This window comes from Stenotrophomonas sp. YJH_SMC_43, assembly GCF_059372535.1.
Genome location: NZ_JCAFVQ010000010.1, coordinates 1 through 16,813, shown reverse-complemented (window position 1 = coordinate 16,813; position 16,813 = coordinate 1). Strand labels below are relative to the sequence as shown.

The following is a 16,813-nucleotide window of genomic DNA, read 5'->3' as shown; positions in this document are numbered from 1 at the left end:
GAGCAGCTCGGCGTCGTCAACCATGTCGGCCTTGTTCAGGAACACGACGATGTACGGCACGCCGACCTGACGCGACAGCAGGATGTGCTCGCGGGTCTGCGGCATCGGGCCGTCAGCGGCCGAGCACACCAGGATCGCGCCGTCCATCTGGGCGGCACCGGTGATCATGTTCTTGACGTAGTCAGCGTGGCCCGGGCAATCGACGTGGGCGTAGTGACGGACCGGGGATTCGTATTCGACGTGCGCGGTCGAGATCGTGATACCACGAGCCTTTTCTTCCGGAGCGGCGTCGATCGAGGAGTAATCCTTGAACTCGCCACCGAAGCGCTCGGCACCGATCTTGGTCAGTGCAGCGGTCAGCGTGGTCTTGCCGTGATCGACGTGACCGATGGTGCCGACGTTGACGTGCGGCTTGGTGCGCTCGAACTTACCCTTTGCCATTGTTCTATACCTTGATTGTTCGTAAGTGGTTTCAAGAGAGGCTGAGCGAGGCTCAGCCCTTCTTCATGACGGCTTCGGCGATGTTGGTCGGCGCCGGCTCGTAGTGATCGAATTCCATGGTGAAGGTGGCGCGGCCCTGGGTCTGCGAACGCAGCGCAGTGGCGTAGCCGAACATTTCACCCAGCGGGATCATCGCGTTGATGATGCTGGCCGAACCGTCACCGGTGGTGTCGGAACCCTGCAGCACGCCGCGACGACGGCTGACGTCGCCCATCACGTCACCCTGGTAATCCTCCGGGGTCACGATCTCGACCTTCATGATCGGCTCCAGCAGCACCGGCTTGGCCTTGGCGAAGCCCTGCTTGAAGGCCATCGACGAAGCCAGCTTGAACGCCATTTCCGAGGAGTCGACGTCGTGGTACGAACCGAACACCAGCTTCACCTTGACGTCCACGACCGGGAAGCCAGCCAGCGGGCCGCTGGTGATGGTTTCGCGCAGGCCCTTTTCAACCGACGGAATGAATTCCTTCGGGATCACGCCGCCGGTGATGTCGTTGATGAACAGGAAGTCGTCCTTGATCATCGGAGCGATCTTCGGATCGGCACGATCTTCAGCGGTGATCGGCGACAGCTCGATCACGACGTGACCGTACTGACCCTTACCACCGGACTGCTTGGCGTGCTTGTAGTCCGACTTGACGTCGGCCAGGGTGATGGTTTCGCGGTAGGCCACCTGCGGCGCGCCGACGTTGGCTTCAACGTTGAACTCGCGCTTCAGGCGGTCGACGATGATGTCCAGGTGCAGCTCGCCCATGCCCGAGATGATGGTCTGGCCGGATTCTTCGTCGGTCTTGACGCGGAACGACGGATCTTCCTGCGCCAGACGGCCCAGGGCCAGACCCATCTTTTCCTGGTCCGACTTGGTCTTCGGCTCGACGGCCATCGAGATCACCGGCTCCGGGAACGTCATGCGCTCCAGGATGATCGGGGCGTCCACGGCGCACAGGGTGTCACCGGTGGTGGTGTCCTTCAGGCCCACGGCAGCGGCGATGTCACCGGCCAGAACTTCCTTGATTTCCTCGCGGTTGTTCGAGTGCATCTGCAGGATGCGGCCGATGCGCTCCTTCTTGCCCTTCACCGAGTTCAGCACGGTGTCGCCACCGTTCAGGGTGCCCGAGTAGACACGGAAGAAGGTCAGCGCGCCGACGAACGGGTCGGTGATGATCTTGAAGGCCAGCGACGAGAACGGAGCCTTGTCGTCCGACTTGCGGGTCATTTCGACGGTGTCGTCGTCAACGTCCACGCCCTTCACGTCCGGCACGTCGACCGGCGACGGCAGCAGCTGGATCACGCCGTCCAGCATGGCCTGCACGCCCTTGTTCTTGAAGGCCGAGCCGCAGTACATCGGCACGATTTCAGTGGCCAGGGTGCGGGTACGCAGCGCATTGATGATTTCAGCCTCGGCCAGCTCTTCGCCGCCCAGGTACTTTTCCATCAGCTCTTCGCTGGCTTCGGCAGCGGTCTCGACCATGAACTGGCGAGCCTCTTCAGCCGGGCCCTGCAGTTCGGCCGGGATTTCACCGTACTCGAACTTCATGCCCTGCGAAGCCTCATCCCAATGGATGGCCTTCATCTTCAGCAGGTCGACAACGCCCTTGAAGTTGTCTTCAGCGCCGATCGGCAGCTGCATCGGCACGGCAACCGCGCCCAGCTTGGCCTTCAGCTGGCCGACGACCTTCTGGAAGTTGGCACCGGTGCGGTCCATCTTGTTGACGAACGCGATGCGCGGCACGTGGTACTTGTTGGCCTGGCGCCACACGGTTTCCGACTGCGGCTGCACGCCACCGACGGCGCACAGGACGAAGACGGCACCGTCGAGCACGCGCAGCGAGCGCTCCACTTCGATGGTGAAGTCGACGTGCCCGGGGGTGTCGATGATGTTGAAGCGGTGCTCCGGCAGGGACTTGTCCATGCCCTTCCAGAACGCGGTGGTGGCAGCGGACTGGATCGTGATGCCACGCTCCTGCTCCTGCTCCATCCAGTCCATGGTGGCGGCGCCGTCGTGCACTTCACCGATCTTGTGGCTCTTGCCGGTGTAGAACAGGATGCGCTCGGACGTGGTGGTCTTGCCGGCATCGATGTGAGCCATGATGCCGAAGTTACGGTAACGCTCGATGGGAGTGGAACGGGCCACGGGAGCCTCTCAGATTTCTTGGATTTCGGATGGCCGAACGCCGCCTTTCGGCGGCCTTCGGATTGGCGCAGCCCTTCTGGGACCGCGAGGCAGCACGCACCGAAGTGGTGCTGCCCTGCCTGTTTTACAAGGCCGTCAAACTCACCAGCGGTAGTGGGCGAATGCCTTGTTGGCTTCGGCCATGCGGTGGGTTTCTTCGCGCTTCTTGATGGCGCCGCCACGGTTTTCCGAGGCGTCGATCAGTTCAGCAGCCAGCTTCTTCGGCATGGTGTTCTCACCACGCTTGCGCGCGGAGTCGATCAGCCAGCGCATGGCCAGAGCCATCTTGCGCGACGAACGCACTTCGACCGGCACCTGGTAGGTGGCACCACCGACGCGGCGCGACTTGACTTCGACCGCCGGAGCGACGTTGTCCAGAGCCTTCTGCACCAGCTCAATGGCGTTGGCGCTGCTGTTCTTCTCGGTGATCACGTCCATGGCGCCGTACACGATCTTTTCGGCGACGGACTTCTTGCCGCTCTGCATGACCATGTTGATGAAGCGGGCGATGGTTTCGCTTCCGTGCTTCGGATCGGGCAGGACGGAACGCTGCGGAGTATTACCCTTACGCGACATAGTGCTCTCTCCTTATGCCTTCGGACGCTTGGCGCCGTACTTGGAACGGGCCTGGCGACGCTTGGCAACGCCGGCGGCGTCGAGCGAGCCACGAACGGTGTGGTAACGCACACCCGGCAGGTCCTTGACGCGACCGCCGCGGATCAGGACCACGGAGTGCTCCTGCAGGTTGTGGCCTTCACCACCGATGTAGGAAATCACTTCTTCCTGGTTGGTCAGGCGGACCTTGGCAACCTTGCGCAGAGCCGAGTTCGGCTTCTTCGGAGTGGTGGTGTAGACACGGGTGCAGACGCCACGGCGCTGCGGGCACTTGTCGAGCGCCGGCGAGGCACTCTTGTAGGTGGTCGCTTGCCGCGGCTTGCGGACCAGCTGGTTGATCGTCGCCATCAGTAGGTTCTTCTGATTGGTGGCCGGAAAATCCGACCAGAGATGCGGAAATGTTAAAGCAGGCCAAAATTCTGGCCTGCTGAGACAGACGATTGTAGCAACCCGTCAGGAAAGCAGTCAAACGCCTCCTGTCAAGCCCGTTCCTGATCCTGGAACGTTACTGGGGGGCCTCCATGTACCCCGTTCAGGTTGGCCGGGGCGATCGCGGACGACCTCCCCTGCCCTTTCCCTACCCGTCGATGAACCGACGGGGTGGTCCGGCCTTGCGGCCGGACCGGATACCTCATTCTTCGCCGGACGCCTGTTCAGCTTCAGCTTCAACGGCCGGAGCCTCGACTGCAGCCGGGGTGCCGGTCAGGGCCTGCATCTCCGAGTCGGTCAGACCCGAAGCGCCGCGGCGGCGGCTGCTGTGGTACGACAGACCGGTACCGGCCGGGATCAGGCGGCCCACGATCACGTTTTCCTTCAGACCGCGCAGGTTGTCCTTGGTACCGCGGACGGCCGCTTCGGTCAGCACGCGGGTGGTTTCCTGGAACGACGCGGCCGAGATGAACGATTCGGTCGCCAGCGAGGCCTTGGTGATACCCAGCAGGACCGGATCGAAGTGCGCCGGCAGCTCGTTGCGGGTCGACAGGCGCGCATTCTCCTCGATAACGCGCTGACGCTCCACCTGCTCGCCGTTCAGGAACTTGCTGCTGCCCTGGTCGGTGATCTCGACCTTGCGCAGCATCTGGCGGGTGATCACCTCGATGTGCTTGTCGTTGATCTTCACGCCCTGCAGGCGGTACACGTCCTGGATTTCCTTCACCAGGTAGGCCGCCAACGGTTCGACACCCAGCAGGCGCAGGATGTCCTGCGGGCTCGGCTCGCCGTCCACGATGGTTTCACCCTTGGTGACATGCTCGCCTTCGAACACGATGACCTGGCGGTACTTCGGAATCAGCTCTTCGTGCTCCGAACCATCGGTGTCCTTGATGATCAGGCGCTGCTTGCCCTTGGTGTCCTTGCCGAAGCTGATGATGCCCGAACGCTCGGCCAGCACCGCCGGATCCTTCGGCTTGCGCGCTTCGAACAGATCGGCCACGCGCGGCAGACCACCGGTGATGTCGCGGGTCTTCGACGCTTCCTGCGGAATCTTGGCGACCACGTCACCCACGCCGACGGCAGCGCCGTCCTGCAGGTTGACGATCGAGCGCGGCGGCAGCAGGTACTGCGCCGGCAGGTCGGTGCCCGGAATCGACAGGTCGTTGCCCTTGGCGTCGACGATGCGCACGATCGGGCGCAGATCCTTGGCCTGGGTACCACGACGCTTCGGATCGGTGATTTCGCGCGAAGCAAGGCCGGTCAGCTCGTCGGTCTTCTCGATGACGGTGATGCCGTCGACGAAGTCGATGAAGCGGATGAAGCCGGCCACTTCCGACACGATCGGGTGGTTATGCGGATCCCAGTTGGCCACGGTCTGGCCCGCCTTGATCGCATCACCGTCCTTGGACGTGATGGTCGCACCGTACGGCAGCTTGTAACGCTCACGCTCACGGCCGTGGGCATCGAGCACCGAGATTTCGCCCGAGCGCGACACTGCCACCAGCGAGCCGTTGGCATGCTCGACGGACTTGAGGTTGCTGAACTTGACCGAGCCGGTGGTCTTGACGGTGATGTTGTCGACCGCAGCAGCTCGCGACGCCGCACCACCGATGTGGAACGTACGCATGGTCAGCTGGGTACCCGGCTCACCGATGGACTGGGCGGCGATGACGCCGACCGCTTCACCGATGTTGACCAGGTGACCACGGGCCAGATCGCGGCCGTAGCAGCGCGAGCAGACACCGAAGGCCGATTCGCAGGAGATGGTCGAGCGGACCTTGATGGTCTGCACGCCGGCATCTTCCAGCTTGGCAACCCAGGCTTCGTCCAGCAGGGTGTTGCGGGTGACGATCGGATCTTCGTCGTTGCCCGGCAGGAACACGTCCTCGGCAACCACGCGACCCAGCACGCGGTCCTTCAGCGGCTCGACCACGTCGCCGCCTTCCACGATCGGGGTCATGATCAGGCCTTCGGTGGTACCGCAATCCACCTCGGTGATCACCACGTCCTGCGCGACGTCGACCAGACGACGGGTCAGGTAACCCGAGTTCGCGGTCTTCAGCGCGGTATCGGCCAGACCCTTACGGGCACCGTGGGTGGAGTTGAAGTACTCCTGCACGTTCAGGCCTTCGCGGAAGTTCGCCTTGATGGGCGTCTCGATGATCGAGCCATCCGGACGGGCCATCAGGCCGCGCATGCCGGCCAGCTGACGGATCTGCGCCTGCGAACCACGCGCACCGGAGTCGGCCATGATGTACAGCGAGTTCATCGACTTCTGGTCGATGGTCTCACCCTTGGCGTTGACCACCTTCTCGGTACCGATGGTGTCCATCATCGCCTTGGCGATGCGCTCGTTGGTGCGCGACCAGATGTCGACCACCTTGTTGTAGCGCTCGCCGGCGGTGACCAGGCCCGACTGGTACTGCTCCTGGATTTCCAGCACTTCGGCTTCGGCCTCGGTGAGGATGCCCTTCTTCTCGTCCGGGATCAGCATGTCGTCGATGCCAATGGAGACGCCGGCGCGGGTCGCATAGGCGAAGCCGGTGTACATCAGCTTGTCGGCGAACACGACCGTGTCCTTCAGGCCCAGCTGGCGGTAGCTGGAGTTGATCAGGCGGCTGATGTTCTTCTTGGTCAGCTCGACATTGGCCAGCGCGAACGGCAGGCCTTCCGGCAGGATTTCAGCCAGCAGGGCACGACCGATCGTGGTGTCCACGATCGAGGTCTTGTTCTGCTTGTTGCCGTCTTCGTCGGTCACCACCTCGGTGATGCGGACCTTGACCTTGGCGTGCAGTTCCACCACGCGGTTGTCATAGGCACGCTTGACTTCGGCGATGTTGGCGAAGGCCATGCCCTCGCCCTTCTTGTTTTCCAGCGAGCGGGTCATGTAGTACAGACCCAGCACGACGTCCTGCGACGGCACAATGATCGGCTCGCCGTTGGCCGGCGACAGGATGTTGTTGGTGGACATCATCAGCGCACGCGCTTCCAGCTGGGCTTCCAGCGAGAGCGGCACGTGGACGGCCATCTGGTCACCGTCGAAGTCGGCGTTGAACGCGGTGCAGACCAGCGGATGCAGCTGGATGGCCTTGCCTTCGATCAGCACCGGCTCGAACGCCTGGATGCCCAGACGGTGCAGGGTCGGCGCACGGTTCAGCATCACCGGATGCTCGCGGATGACCTCTTCCAGGATGTCCCAGACTTCGGCTTCTTCGCGCTCGACCAGCTTCTTGGCAGCCTTGATGGTGGTGGCCAGGCCACGACGCTGCAGCTTGGCGAAGACGAACGGCTTGAACAGCTCGAGCGCCATCTTCTTCGGCAGGCCGCACTGGTGCAGGCGCAGGTACGGACCGACCACGATGACCGAACGGCCCGAGTAGTCGACGCGCTTGCCGAGCAGGTTCTGGCGGAAGCGACCCTGCTTGCCCTTGATCATGTCGGCCAGCGACTTCAGCGGGCGCTTGTTGGTGCCGGTGATGGCACGGCCACGACGGCCGTTGTCCAGCAGCGCATCGACCGATTCCTGCAGCATGCGCTTTTCATTGCGCACGATGATGTCCGGCGCGCTCAGTTCGAGCAGGCGGCGCAGGCGGTTGTTGCGGTTGATGACGCGGCGGTACAGGTCGTTCAGGTCGGAGGTCGCGAAGCGGCCGCCATCCAGCGGGACCAGCGGACGCAGGTCCGGCGGCAGCACCGGCAGCACGGTCATGACCATCCATTCCGGACGGTTGCCCGATTCCAGGAAGGCTTCGATCAGCTTGATGCGCTTGGTGAGGCGCTTGAGCTTGGTTTCCGAACCGGTAGCGGCGATTTCCTCGCGCAGGCGGGTCATTTCCGACTGCAGGTCGATGGTGCGCAGCAGTTCGTACACGGCCTCGGCGCCCATGGCGGCGTCGAAGTCGTCACCGTGCTCCTGGCGGGCCTGCAGGTACTGTTCTTCGGTCAGCAGCTGGCGGCGTTCCAGGGCGGTCAGGCCCGGCTCGGTCACCACGTAGGCTTCGAAGTACAGCACGCGCTCGATGTCGCGCAGGGTCATGTCCAGCATCAGGCCGATGCGCGACGGCAGCGACTTCAGGAACCAGATGTGCGCGACCGGCGAGGCCAGGTCGATGTGGCCCATGCGCTCGCGACGCACCTTGGCCAGGGTCACTTCGGTGCCGCACTTTTCGCAGACCACGCCGCGGTGCTTCATGCGCTTGTACTTGCCGCACAGGCACTCGTAGTCCTTCACCGGGCCGAAGATGGCGGCGCAGAACAGGCCGTCGCGTTCCGGCTTGAAGGTACGGTAGTTGATGGTTTCCGGCTTCTTCACTTCGCCGAAGGACCACGAACGGATCAGGTCCGGCGAAGCCAGCGCGATCTTGATCGCGTCGAAGTCCAGCGTCTGGCGCTGCTGGTTGAAGAGGTTGAGCAGGTCTTTCATGGTGTTCTCCAGAAGGAGGAATGCTGTGTCGATGGGCTTTCAGTTCACTGCCAGCGGCGCGGCGGCGGACCGCCGCGCCGGCATGGATCAGTTGTCTTCCAGTTCCATGTTGATAGCCAGCGAGCGGATTTCCTTCACGAGCACGTTGAAGGATTCCGGCATGCCCGCGACCATCTCGTGCTCACCGTCGACGATGTTCTTGTACATCTGGTTGCGGCCCTGCACGTCATCGGACTTCACCGTCAGCATTTCCTGCAGGGTGTAGGCCGCGCCGTAGGCTTCCAGCGCCCAGACTTCCATTTCACCGAAGCGCTGGCCGCCGAACTGCGCCTTGCCGCCCAGCGGCTGCTGGGTGACGAGCGAGTACGGACCGGTCGAACGGGCGTGCATCTTGTCGTCGACCAGGTGGTTCAGCTTCAGGTAGTGCATGTAACCCACGGTGGTGTGGCGATCGAACGCTTCACCGGTGCGGCCGTCGTACAGCTGGGTCTGGCCACTGCTCGGCAGGTCGGCCAGTTCCAGCATGCGCTTGATTTCCGCTTCGGTGGCGCCGTCGAACACCGGAGTGGCCATCGGCACGCCGTCGGTCAGGTTGCGGGCCAGACGCAGCAGTTCCTCGTCGCTGAACTGCGACAGGTCGACACGGTTGGCCACGTTGGTGTCGTCGTGGTTGTAGATGTCGTCCAGGAACTTGCGCAGGTCGGCAACGGCGGCTTGGGCCTCCATCATCGCCTGGATCTTGCGGCCCAGGCCCTTGGCGGCCCAGCCCAGGTGCACTTCCAGGATCTGGCCGATGTTCATACGCGACGGCACGCCCAGCGGGTTCAGCACGATGTCCACGGTCTCGCCCGAGGCCATGTACGGCATGTCCTCGACCGGCACCACGTTGGAGACCACACCCTTGTTGCCGTGGCGGCCTGCCATCTTGTCACCCGGCTGGATGCGGCGCTTCACGGCCAGGAATACCTTGACCATCTTCAGCACGCCCGGGGCGAGGTCGTCACCGGCGGTGATCTTGCCGCGCTTGTCGGCGAAGCGACGCTCGAACTCCTTCTCGTGCGCCTGGATCTGCTTCTGCGCGCGCTCGATGGCTTCCGAAGCGTCCTCGTCCTTCATGCGCAGGGCGAACCAGTCAGCCTTCTTCAGGCCGTCCAGGAAGGCGTCGCTGATCACGTCACCCTTCTTCAGGCCAGCGCCACCGTTGACCACCTTGCCCACGATCTGCGAACGCAGACGCATGTAGATGGCGGCTTCCAGGATGCGGAACTGGTCGTCGAAGTCCTTCTTGACGCGCTTGATTTCAGACTCTTCGATCTGGCGGGCGCGCTTGTCCTTCTCGATGCCGTCGCGGGTGAAGACCTGCACGTCGATGACGGTGCCGTCCATGCCCGGCGGAACGCGCAGCGAGCTGTCCTTAACGTCCGAAGCCTTCTCGCCGAAGATCGCGCGCAGCAGCTTCTCTTCCGGGGTCAGCTGGCTTTCGCCCTTCGGGGTGACCTTGCCGACCATGATGTCGCCGGCGCGGACTTCGGCACCGATGTACACCACGCCGCTCTCGTCCAGGCGGTTCAGCGCCTGCTCGGAGACGTTCGGGATGTCGGCGGAGATTTCCTCCGGCCCCAGCTTGGTGTCACGCGCAACGCAGGTCAGCTCTTCGATGTGGATCGTGGTGTAACGATCCTCTTCCACCACGCGCTCGGAGAGCAGGATGGAGTCTTCGAAGTTGTAGCCGTTCCACGGCATGAACGCGATCAGCATGTTCTGGCCCAGGGCCAGTTCGCCGATGTCGGTGGACGGACCGTCGGCCAGCACGTCGCCGCGGGCGATGACGTCACCCACCTGGACCAGCGGACGCTGGTTGATGCAGGTGTTCTGGTTCGAACGGGTGTACTTGACCAGGTTGTAGATGTCCACGCCTGCGTCGGTGGCGCCAACGATCTCTTCCTCGTTGACCTTGACCACGATGCGGGCGGCGTCGATCTGCACGATCTCGCCACCACGACGGGCGTTCACGGTCACACCGGAGTCACGGGCCACGGCGCGCTCGATGCCGGTACCGACCAGCGGCTTCTGCGCACGCAGGGTCGGCACGGCCTGACGCTGCATGTTGGCGCCCATCAGTGCGCGGTTCGCGTCATCGTGCTCCAGGAACGGAACCAGCGCGGCCGCGATCGACACGGTCTGCATCGGCGAGACGTCCATGAAGTGGACTTCCGCCGGCGGCTTCAGCAGCGATTCGCCCTGGAAGCGGCACGGAACGAACTGCTCGGTCAGCATGCTGTCGGCATTGGTCAGGGCGTTGGCCTGCGCAATGACGTACTCGTTTTCTTCGATCGCCGACAGGAACTCGACTTCGTCATAGACCTTGCCGTCCACGACCTTGCGGTACGGGGTCTCAAGGAAACCGTACTGGTTGGTGCGGGCGTACACGGCCAGCGAGTTGATCAGGCCGATGTTCGGGCCTTCCGGGGTTTCGATGGTGCAGACGCGGCCGTAATGGGTCGGGTGCACGTCACGCACTTCGAAGCCGGCGCGCTCACGGGTCAGGCCGCCCGGGCCCAGGGCCGAGACGCGACGCTTGTGGGTCACTTCCGACAGCGGGTTGTTCTGGTCCATGAACTGCGACAGCTGCGAGGAGCCGAAGAACTCCTTGATGGCAGCGGCGACCGGCTTGGCGTTGATCAGTTCCTGCGGGGTCAGGCCTTCCGACTCGGCCATCGACAGGCGCTCCTTGACCGCGCGCTCGACGCGGACCAGGCCCACGCGGAACACGTTCTCGGCCATTTCACCGACCGAACGCACGCGACGGTTGCCCAGGTGGTCGATATCGTCGACCACGCCGCGACCGTTGCGGATCTCGGTCAGGACCTTGATCACGTCCAGGATGTCGGAGCTGTCGCCATGGGCGGCGACCAGGCGCTTGGACTCTTCGTCGTTGCGCTCACCGTAGTACTTGCGGTCGTACAGCACGGCTTCGCCGGTGGTTTCCTTGCGGCCCACGCGACGGTTGAACTTCATGCGGCCGACCGCGGACAGGTCGTAGCGCTCGAAGGTGAAGAACAGGTTGTGGAACAGGTTCTGCGCGGCATCCTTGGTCGGCGGCTCGCCCGGACGCATCATGCGGTAGATCTCGACCAGGGCTTCCAGCTGGGTCTTGGTCGGGTCGATGCGCAGGGTGTTGGACAGGTACGGGCCACGATCCAGATCGTTCACCCACAGGGTGCCCACGGCATCCACGCCAGCCTTGCGGAAGGCCTGCAGCTGCTCGTCGGTGATCTCGTCATTGGCCTGGGCCAGCAGTTCGCCGGTCGAGGCGTCGACCACGTCGTGCGACAGGATGCGGCCGACGATGTAGTCGTCCGGCACGGCCAGGGCGGCGATGCCCGAGGCTTCCAGCTGCTTGATGTGGCGCGCGGTGATGCGCTTGCCGGCTTCCACGATGACCTTGTCGCCGTCGGCGAGGTCAAAGCCCAGGGTTTCGCCACGCAGGCGTTCCGGCACCAGCTCCAGCTGGACGCCTTCATCCGGGTTGATGTGGAAGGTGTTGATCTCGAAGAACTCGGCCAGCATCTCTTCGTTGCTGTAGCCAAGCGCGCGCAGCAGGATCGACACCGGCAGCTTGCGGCGGCGGTCGATACGGGTGAACAGCGCGTCCTTCGGGTCGAACTCGAAGTCCAGCCAGGAACCGCGGTAAGGAATGATGCGGGCGCTGTACAGCAGCTTGCCCGAGCTGTGGGTCTTGCCACGGTCGTGGTCGAAGAACACACCCGGCGAGCGGTGCAGCTGCGAGACGATGACGCGCTCGGTGCCGTTGACGATGAAGGTGCCGTTCTCGGTCATCAGCGGGATTTCGCCCAGATAGACCTCCTGCTCCTTCACGTACTTGATGGCCTTGGTCGACGACTCACGGTCGTAGATCACCAGGCGCACGGTCACGCGCAGCGGGGCGCCGTAGCTCATGCCACGCTGGCGGCACTCACGCTCGTCGAAGACCGGTTCGCCCAGCTTGTAGCCGACGTATTCCAGGGCAGCATTGCCGCTGTAGCTGGCGATCGGGAAGACCGACTTCAGCGCAGCGTGCAGGCCGTGGTCCGTGCGCTTGGCCGGATCGACGTTTTCCTGCAGGAATTCACGATAGGAATCCACCTGGATGGCGAGCAGGAACGGCACTTCGAGAATCGAGCGCTGCTTGCCGAAATCCTTGCGGATACGCTTTTTTTCGGTGAACGAATAGGACGTCATGAGGTCTTCCACCTTGTTGTGCGGATCGTGCGCCCACGATCCGAAGGGAACTTGAAATTGTCAGTTGGAAGTCGCTGGTATTGCCGGCACCAGCACGCCTTCTCCCGCTACTTCCAACTGCCAACTCGTCTGCATCCACTCCCCCGCTGCCGCGCGCTGCGCTGGCCGGCCGGGGTCTGACCGCAGCCCGTGTTGGGCTTTTTCCTGCTGTTTTTCACATCCACGCACGGCGTGGATCTACAACACTGCAACAACGACCAAAGGCCGGGGGCTTACGCCCCCAGCCTTGGCTGCATCGCCGTGAATCGGTGACGATGCAAGGTAACTGCTTACTTGACTTCGACAGTCGCGCCAGCAGCTTCCAGGTCCTTCTTCATCTTCTCGGCGTCGTCCTTCGAAGCGCCTTCCTTCAGGACGCCACCGGCTTCGGCCAGGTCCTTCGCTTCCTTCAGGCCCAGGCCGGTGATGGCGCGGACGGCCTTGATGACTTCGACCTTCTTGTCGCCGGCCGACTTCAGGGTGACGGTGAACTCGGTCTGCTCTTCAACAGCAGCAGCCGGGCCAGCGGCAGCAGCCACGGCAACCGGAGCAGCGGCGGAGACGCCGAACTTCTCTTCGATGGCCTTGACCAGCTCCATCACTTCCATCAGGGACTTCTCGGCGATGGCGTCGACGATCTGTTCGTTGGTAAGGGACATGATTAATACCTTTGGATGATTTTCTGGGTTGAGGTTCCGTCAGGAACCACGGTAAGTCGAAACTCAGGCGGTCTCGGCGGCCGGCTCGGCAGCGTCGGCGGCGACGTCGCCACCACCCTGCTTCTCGCCAACGGCCTTGATGGCGCGGGCAAACATCGTGACCGGCTCGGTCAGGACGCGGGCCAGCATGGCCAGGGCCTGGTCGCGGGTCGGCAGCGAGGCCAGCACTTCGACGTGGCTTGCCGGGAACACTTCGCCACCGATGGCGACGACCTTAGCCTTCAGCTTGTCGTTGCCCTTGGCGGCTTCCTTGATCAGGCGACCGGCAGCGCCGGGCTCCTCGAGCGAGAACGCGTACAGCAGCGGACCAACCATCTGGTCCTGGGCGACTGCGAACTCGGTGCCTTCAACGGCGCGCGAAGCCAGGGTGTTCTTGACAACCTTCAAGAAAACACCGGTTTCACGAGCCTGCTTGCGCATCGCGGTCATCTGGGCGACCGTGGTGCCAGCGTATTCGGCTGCGATCAAGGAGTGGGCCTTGGCGGCGACGTCTGCCAGCTCGGCGACTACTTCTTGCTTCTGGGACAGATTGAGAGCCATTGCACTCCTCCTATTGAACTCCGCTTACGGCTCCTGCCGTGTGCGGTCCTGTGCGGCATCCGTCCTGGACGCCGGGAACATCGGGATGATGTTCCGGGGGTGGGCCGTTCTAGACCTGGAGTGGGCCAACCTGGGAAACCCAGACGTGCGTGAACCAGAAAAACTCCAGAAGGGCACCATCTACGCAGGGTGATTCCGGGGAATCGATTAAGCGCTCATGACTGCTCCGGCGGCGACTCCTTGCCAGATCGAGCTTCCGTGCCCGTCGCCGGTATTGCCACGACCGCGCCTGCGGTCTTTGACGGCTACCGCGGGCGATGCACTGCCAGCGATGCCTTCAAATGTCACGGTCACGGCACCGAAGGTACCGTGACCGCTTGAAACAATTACTTCAGGGTCAGCGACGACTGGTCGACGGTGACGCCCGGGCCCATCGTCGAGCTGACCGAAACCTTCTGCAGGTAGGTGCCCTTCGAGGTGGCCGGCTTGGCCTTGATCAGGTCCAGCAGCAGCGCGGTCAGGTTCGACTTCAGCGCGTCTTCGGCGAAGTCGGCCTTGCCGATGGTGCAGTGGATGATGCCGGCCTTGTCGGTGCGGTAACGGACCTGACCCGACTTGGCGTTCTTCACGGCTTCACCCGGGTTCGGGGAAACGGTGCCGACCTTCGGGTTCGGCATCAGGCCGCGCGGGCCCAGCACGGTGCCCAGCTTACCGACGACGCGCATGGCGTCCGGGGTCGCGATGACGACGTCGTAGTTCAGATCGCCGGCCTGCATCTTCTCGGCCAGGTCATCCATACCGACGGCTTCGGCGCCAGCGGCCAGGGCTTCGTCAGCCTTGGCACCGGCCGGAGCGAACACGGCGACGCGGACCGACTTGCCGGTACCGGCCGGCAGCACGGTGGAGCCACGGACCTGCTGGTCGGACTTCTTCGCATCGACGCCCAGGCGCACAGCGACGTCGATCGACTCGACGAACTTGGCCTTGGTGGCGCTCTTCAGGATGTTGATCGCGTCCTCGAAGGCGTATGCCTTACCCGGAACGACGGCGGCCTTGATGGCCTTCTCACGCTTGGTCTGTGCCATCTTATTAACCCTCCACCACGAGGCCCATGGAACGGGCAGAGCCAGCGATGGTACGCACGGCGGCGTCCAGATCGGCGGCAGTCAGATCCGGTTCCTTCGCCTTGGCGATCTCTTCCAGCTGCTTACGGGTGACCTTGCCGACCTTCTCGGTGTTCGGGCGCTTGGAGCCCGACGAGATGCCAGCGGCCTTCTTCAGCAGGGTGGTGGCCGGGGTGCTCTTGGTGATGAAGGTGAACGTACGGTCCGAGTAGGCCGTGATGATCACCGGAACCGGCAGGCCCGGCTCGAGCTTCTGCGTGGCAGCGTTGAACGCCTTGCAGAATTCCATGATGTTCAGACCGCGCTGACCCAGCGCAGGACCGACCGGCGGCGAGGGGTTGGCCTGACCGGCCTTCACCTGCAGCTTGATGTAACCGACAACTTTCTTTGCCATGTGAGTACTCTCCGGGTGCTAGCGCCTTTCGACAACAGGCTCCCCATCGGACCGGGAATCACGCGTCCCGGCATCGCGTTTTGAAATCATGCTGAAGGCCACCTTGCGGCGGCCTCGTCCTGCTGGCTTCCCAGCGGGGAGCCGCGCACTATATCAGGTTTTTTCTTCACATGCCTGAAGCGGCACGTAAACGAGAGAAACCGGGCCAAGCCCGGTTTCTTGTCCGGAGTCGAGCATGGCTCGACTCTACGACTGGATCAGACGGCCTTTTCGACCTGGCCGAACTCGAGTTCGACCGGAGTGGCACGGCCGAAGATCAGCACCGAGACGCGCAGACGGCTCTTCTCGTAGTTGACCTCTTCGACGACGCCATTGAAATCGTTGAACGGGCCGTCGGTGACGCGGACCATCTGGCCCGGCTCGAACAGCACCTTCGGACGCGGCTTCTCGACGCCTTCCTGAACGCGGTTCAGGATGGCTTCGGCCTCGGAATCGGCGATCGGCAGCGGACGGTCGGCAGTGCCGCCGATGAAGCCCATGACGCGCGGGGTTTCCTTGACCAGGTGCCAGCTTTCGTTGTCGATGCGCGGAATACCGGCTTCTTCGTGGGTCTCGATCTGGACCAGCACGTAACCCGGGAAGAACTTGCGCTCGGAGCGGCGCTTCTGGCCAGCGCGCATCTCGACCACTTCTTCGGTCGGGACCAGGACATCGCCGAAGCGCTCTTCCATGCCGTCACGGACGATGCGATCGCGCAGAGCCTGCGCCACCGACTTCTCGAAGCCCGAATAGGCGTGAACGACGTACCAACGCTTCATGCAATTCTCCTTAGCGGCTCAGGAACAGCTGAATCAGCCACTGAATGACGTAATCGAACCCACCCAGCAGCAGGCTGAGAATGGTTACCACCACCATCACGACCCAGGTCATGCGGATGGCTTCCTGGCGCGTCGGCCAGACCACCTTGCGCAGTTCGAAGCGCGACTCGGAGAGGAATTCGCGGGTGTCGCGCCCCTTGCCGGTCAGCATGAACACGCCGATACCGCCAACCAGACCGACTACAACCGCCAACGCACGCAGCTGACCCGCCCACGCACCCAGCTGGGTGGCGCGACCGGAGTCGGCGGAGAACCAGAACCAGACGAACAGACCAGCCAGCACCAGCAGCGATGCGGCGACGTACTTGACGATATCCCCGCCATTGGCGGAGTTGTCCTTGGAGTGTTCGATCTTGCTATTCATCCGGCTGTGTCTGCTTTAGCGGCCCAGGCCGCTGGATAAGGTGGGCAGATGGCACGCCAGGAGGGACTCGAACCCCCAACCTGCGGTTTTGGAGACCGCTGCTCTGCCAATTGAGCTACTGGCGTACGTATTGAAACTTGCCTTCCCTTAGACGGCGAAGGCGGACCGAGGTTCCCGGCCCGCCATTCGCGTAACCGGCGGCGCTATGCAACCACCGGTACTGCAGGCTTACTCGATGATCTTCGAGACCACGCCGGCGCCGACGGTACGGCCGCCTTCGCGGATGGCGAAGCGCAGGCCTTCGTCCATTGCCACCGGGTTGATCAGGGTGACGACCATCTTGACGTTGTCACCCGGCATCACCATTTC

13 protein-coding genes and 1 tRNA gene are annotated in these 16,813 nt (G+C 63.3%); all 14 read right to left on the bottom strand.

Translation table 11 applies throughout. The annotated features are described in order from the left end of the window. A partial coding sequence (locus tag AC5QAH_RS21090) for a GTP-binding protein (RefSeq protein ID WP_495232550.1) occupies positions 1–441 on the bottom strand: 441 nt, incomplete at its 3' end. A 52-nt stretch (positions 442–493) separates the two neighbouring features. After that, on the bottom strand, positions 494–2,635 hold the full coding sequence (fusA, locus tag AC5QAH_RS21085; protein WP_010480354.1) for an elongation factor G: 2,142 nt from the start codon (positions 2,633–2,635) through the stop codon (positions 494–496). A 141-nt stretch (positions 2,636–2,776) separates the two neighbouring features. Continuing rightward, entirely contained in the window at positions 2,777–3,250 is a 474-nt protein-coding gene (gene rpsG / locus AC5QAH_RS21080; RefSeq protein WP_004145321.1) for a 30S ribosomal protein S7, read from the bottom strand. Positions 3,251–3,262: 12 nt separating this feature from the next. Beyond that, positions 3,263–3,637 carry a 30S ribosomal protein S12 gene (gene rpsL, locus AC5QAH_RS21075; RefSeq protein ID WP_004145320.1) on the bottom strand — a complete coding sequence of 125 codons (375 nt, stop codon included), beginning with the start codon at positions 3,635–3,637 and terminating at the stop codon, positions 3,263–3,265. 283 nt (positions 3,638–3,920) lie between these two features. Beyond that, complete coding sequence (gene rpoC / locus AC5QAH_RS21070) at positions 3,921–8,144, bottom strand: DNA-directed RNA polymerase subunit beta' (protein ID WP_010480372.1); 4,224 nt, start codon at positions 8,142–8,144, stop codon at positions 3,921–3,923. 87 nt (positions 8,145–8,231) lie between these two features. After that, on the bottom strand, positions 8,232–12,386 hold the full coding sequence (rpoB, locus tag AC5QAH_RS21065) for a DNA-directed RNA polymerase subunit beta (RefSeq protein ID WP_010480373.1): 4,155 nt from the start codon (positions 12,384–12,386) through the stop codon (positions 8,232–8,234). A 329-nt stretch (positions 12,387–12,715) separates the two neighbouring features. Then, positions 12,716–13,084, bottom strand: coding sequence for a 50S ribosomal protein L7/L12 (gene rplL / locus AC5QAH_RS21060; RefSeq protein ID WP_010480374.1), 369 nt, complete (start codon positions 13,082–13,084; stop codon positions 12,716–12,718). A 63-nt stretch (positions 13,085–13,147) separates the two neighbouring features. After that, positions 13,148–13,684, bottom strand: coding sequence for a 50S ribosomal protein L10 (rplJ, locus tag AC5QAH_RS21055; RefSeq protein WP_010480377.1), 537 nt, complete (start codon positions 13,682–13,684; stop codon positions 13,148–13,150). A 386-nt stretch (positions 13,685–14,070) separates the two neighbouring features. Further along, on the bottom strand, positions 14,071–14,769 hold the full coding sequence (rplA, locus tag AC5QAH_RS21050; RefSeq protein ID WP_004154350.1) for a 50S ribosomal protein L1: 699 nt from the start codon (positions 14,767–14,769) through the stop codon (positions 14,071–14,073). 4 nt (positions 14,770–14,773) lie between these two features. After that, complete coding sequence (gene rplK / locus AC5QAH_RS21045; RefSeq protein WP_004145248.1) at positions 14,774–15,202, bottom strand: 50S ribosomal protein L11; 429 nt, start codon at positions 15,200–15,202, stop codon at positions 14,774–14,776. Positions 15,203–15,459: 257 nt separating this feature from the next. Continuing rightward, complete coding sequence (gene nusG, locus AC5QAH_RS21040; protein ID WP_004154362.1) at positions 15,460–16,020, bottom strand: transcription termination/antitermination protein NusG; 561 nt, start codon at positions 16,018–16,020, stop codon at positions 15,460–15,462. Between the two features lie 10 nt (positions 16,021–16,030). Further along, positions 16,031–16,444, bottom strand: a complete 414-nt coding sequence (secE, locus tag AC5QAH_RS21035) for a preprotein translocase subunit SecE (protein ID WP_010480389.1) — start codon at positions 16,442–16,444, stop codon at positions 16,031–16,033. A 49-nt stretch (positions 16,445–16,493) separates the two neighbouring features. Next, positions 16,494–16,569: transfer RNA gene (locus AC5QAH_RS21030), tRNA-Trp, on the bottom strand. 103 nt (positions 16,570–16,672) lie between these two features. Continuing rightward, a partial coding sequence (locus tag AC5QAH_RS21025) for an EF-Tu C-terminal domain-related protein (protein WP_487247787.1) occupies positions 16,673–16,813 on the bottom strand: 141 nt, incomplete at its 5' end.

Excerpts from the sequence above, each read along its gene's own strand:
- rplJ (WP_010480377.1), bottom strand. The coding sequence starts at position 13,684 with ATGGCTCTCAATCTGTCCCAGAAGCAAGAAGTAGTCGCCGAGCTGGCA.
- rplA (WP_004154350.1), bottom strand. The coding sequence starts at position 14,769 with ATGGCACAGACCAAGCGTGAGAAGGCCATCAAGGCCGCCGTCGTTCCG.
- rpsL (WP_004145320.1), bottom strand. The coding sequence starts at position 3,637 with ATGGCGACGATCAACCAGCTGGTCCGCAAGCCGCGGCAAGCGACCACC.
- nusG (WP_004154362.1), bottom strand. The coding sequence starts at position 16,020 with ATGAAGCGTTGGTACGTCGTTCACGCCTATTCGGGCTTCGAGAAGTCG.
- rplL (WP_010480374.1), bottom strand. The coding sequence starts at position 13,084 with ATGTCCCTTACCAACGAACAGATCGTCGACGCCATCGCCGAGAAGTCC.
- rpoB (WP_010480373.1), bottom strand. The coding sequence starts at position 12,386 with ATGACGTCCTATTCGTTCACCGAAAAAAAGCGTATCCGCAAGGATTTC.
- rpsG (WP_004145321.1), bottom strand. The coding sequence starts at position 3,250 with ATGTCGCGTAAGGGTAATACTCCGCAGCGTTCCGTCCTGCCCGATCCG.
- rpoC (WP_010480372.1), bottom strand. The coding sequence starts at position 8,144 with ATGAAAGACCTGCTCAACCTCTTCAACCAGCAGCGCCAGACGCTGGAC.
- secE (WP_010480389.1), bottom strand. The coding sequence starts at position 16,444 with ATGAATAGCAAGATCGAACACTCCAAGGACAACTCCGCCAATGGCGGG.
- rplK (WP_004145248.1), bottom strand. The coding sequence starts at position 15,202 with ATGGCAAAGAAAGTTGTCGGTTACATCAAGCTGCAGGTGAAGGCCGGT.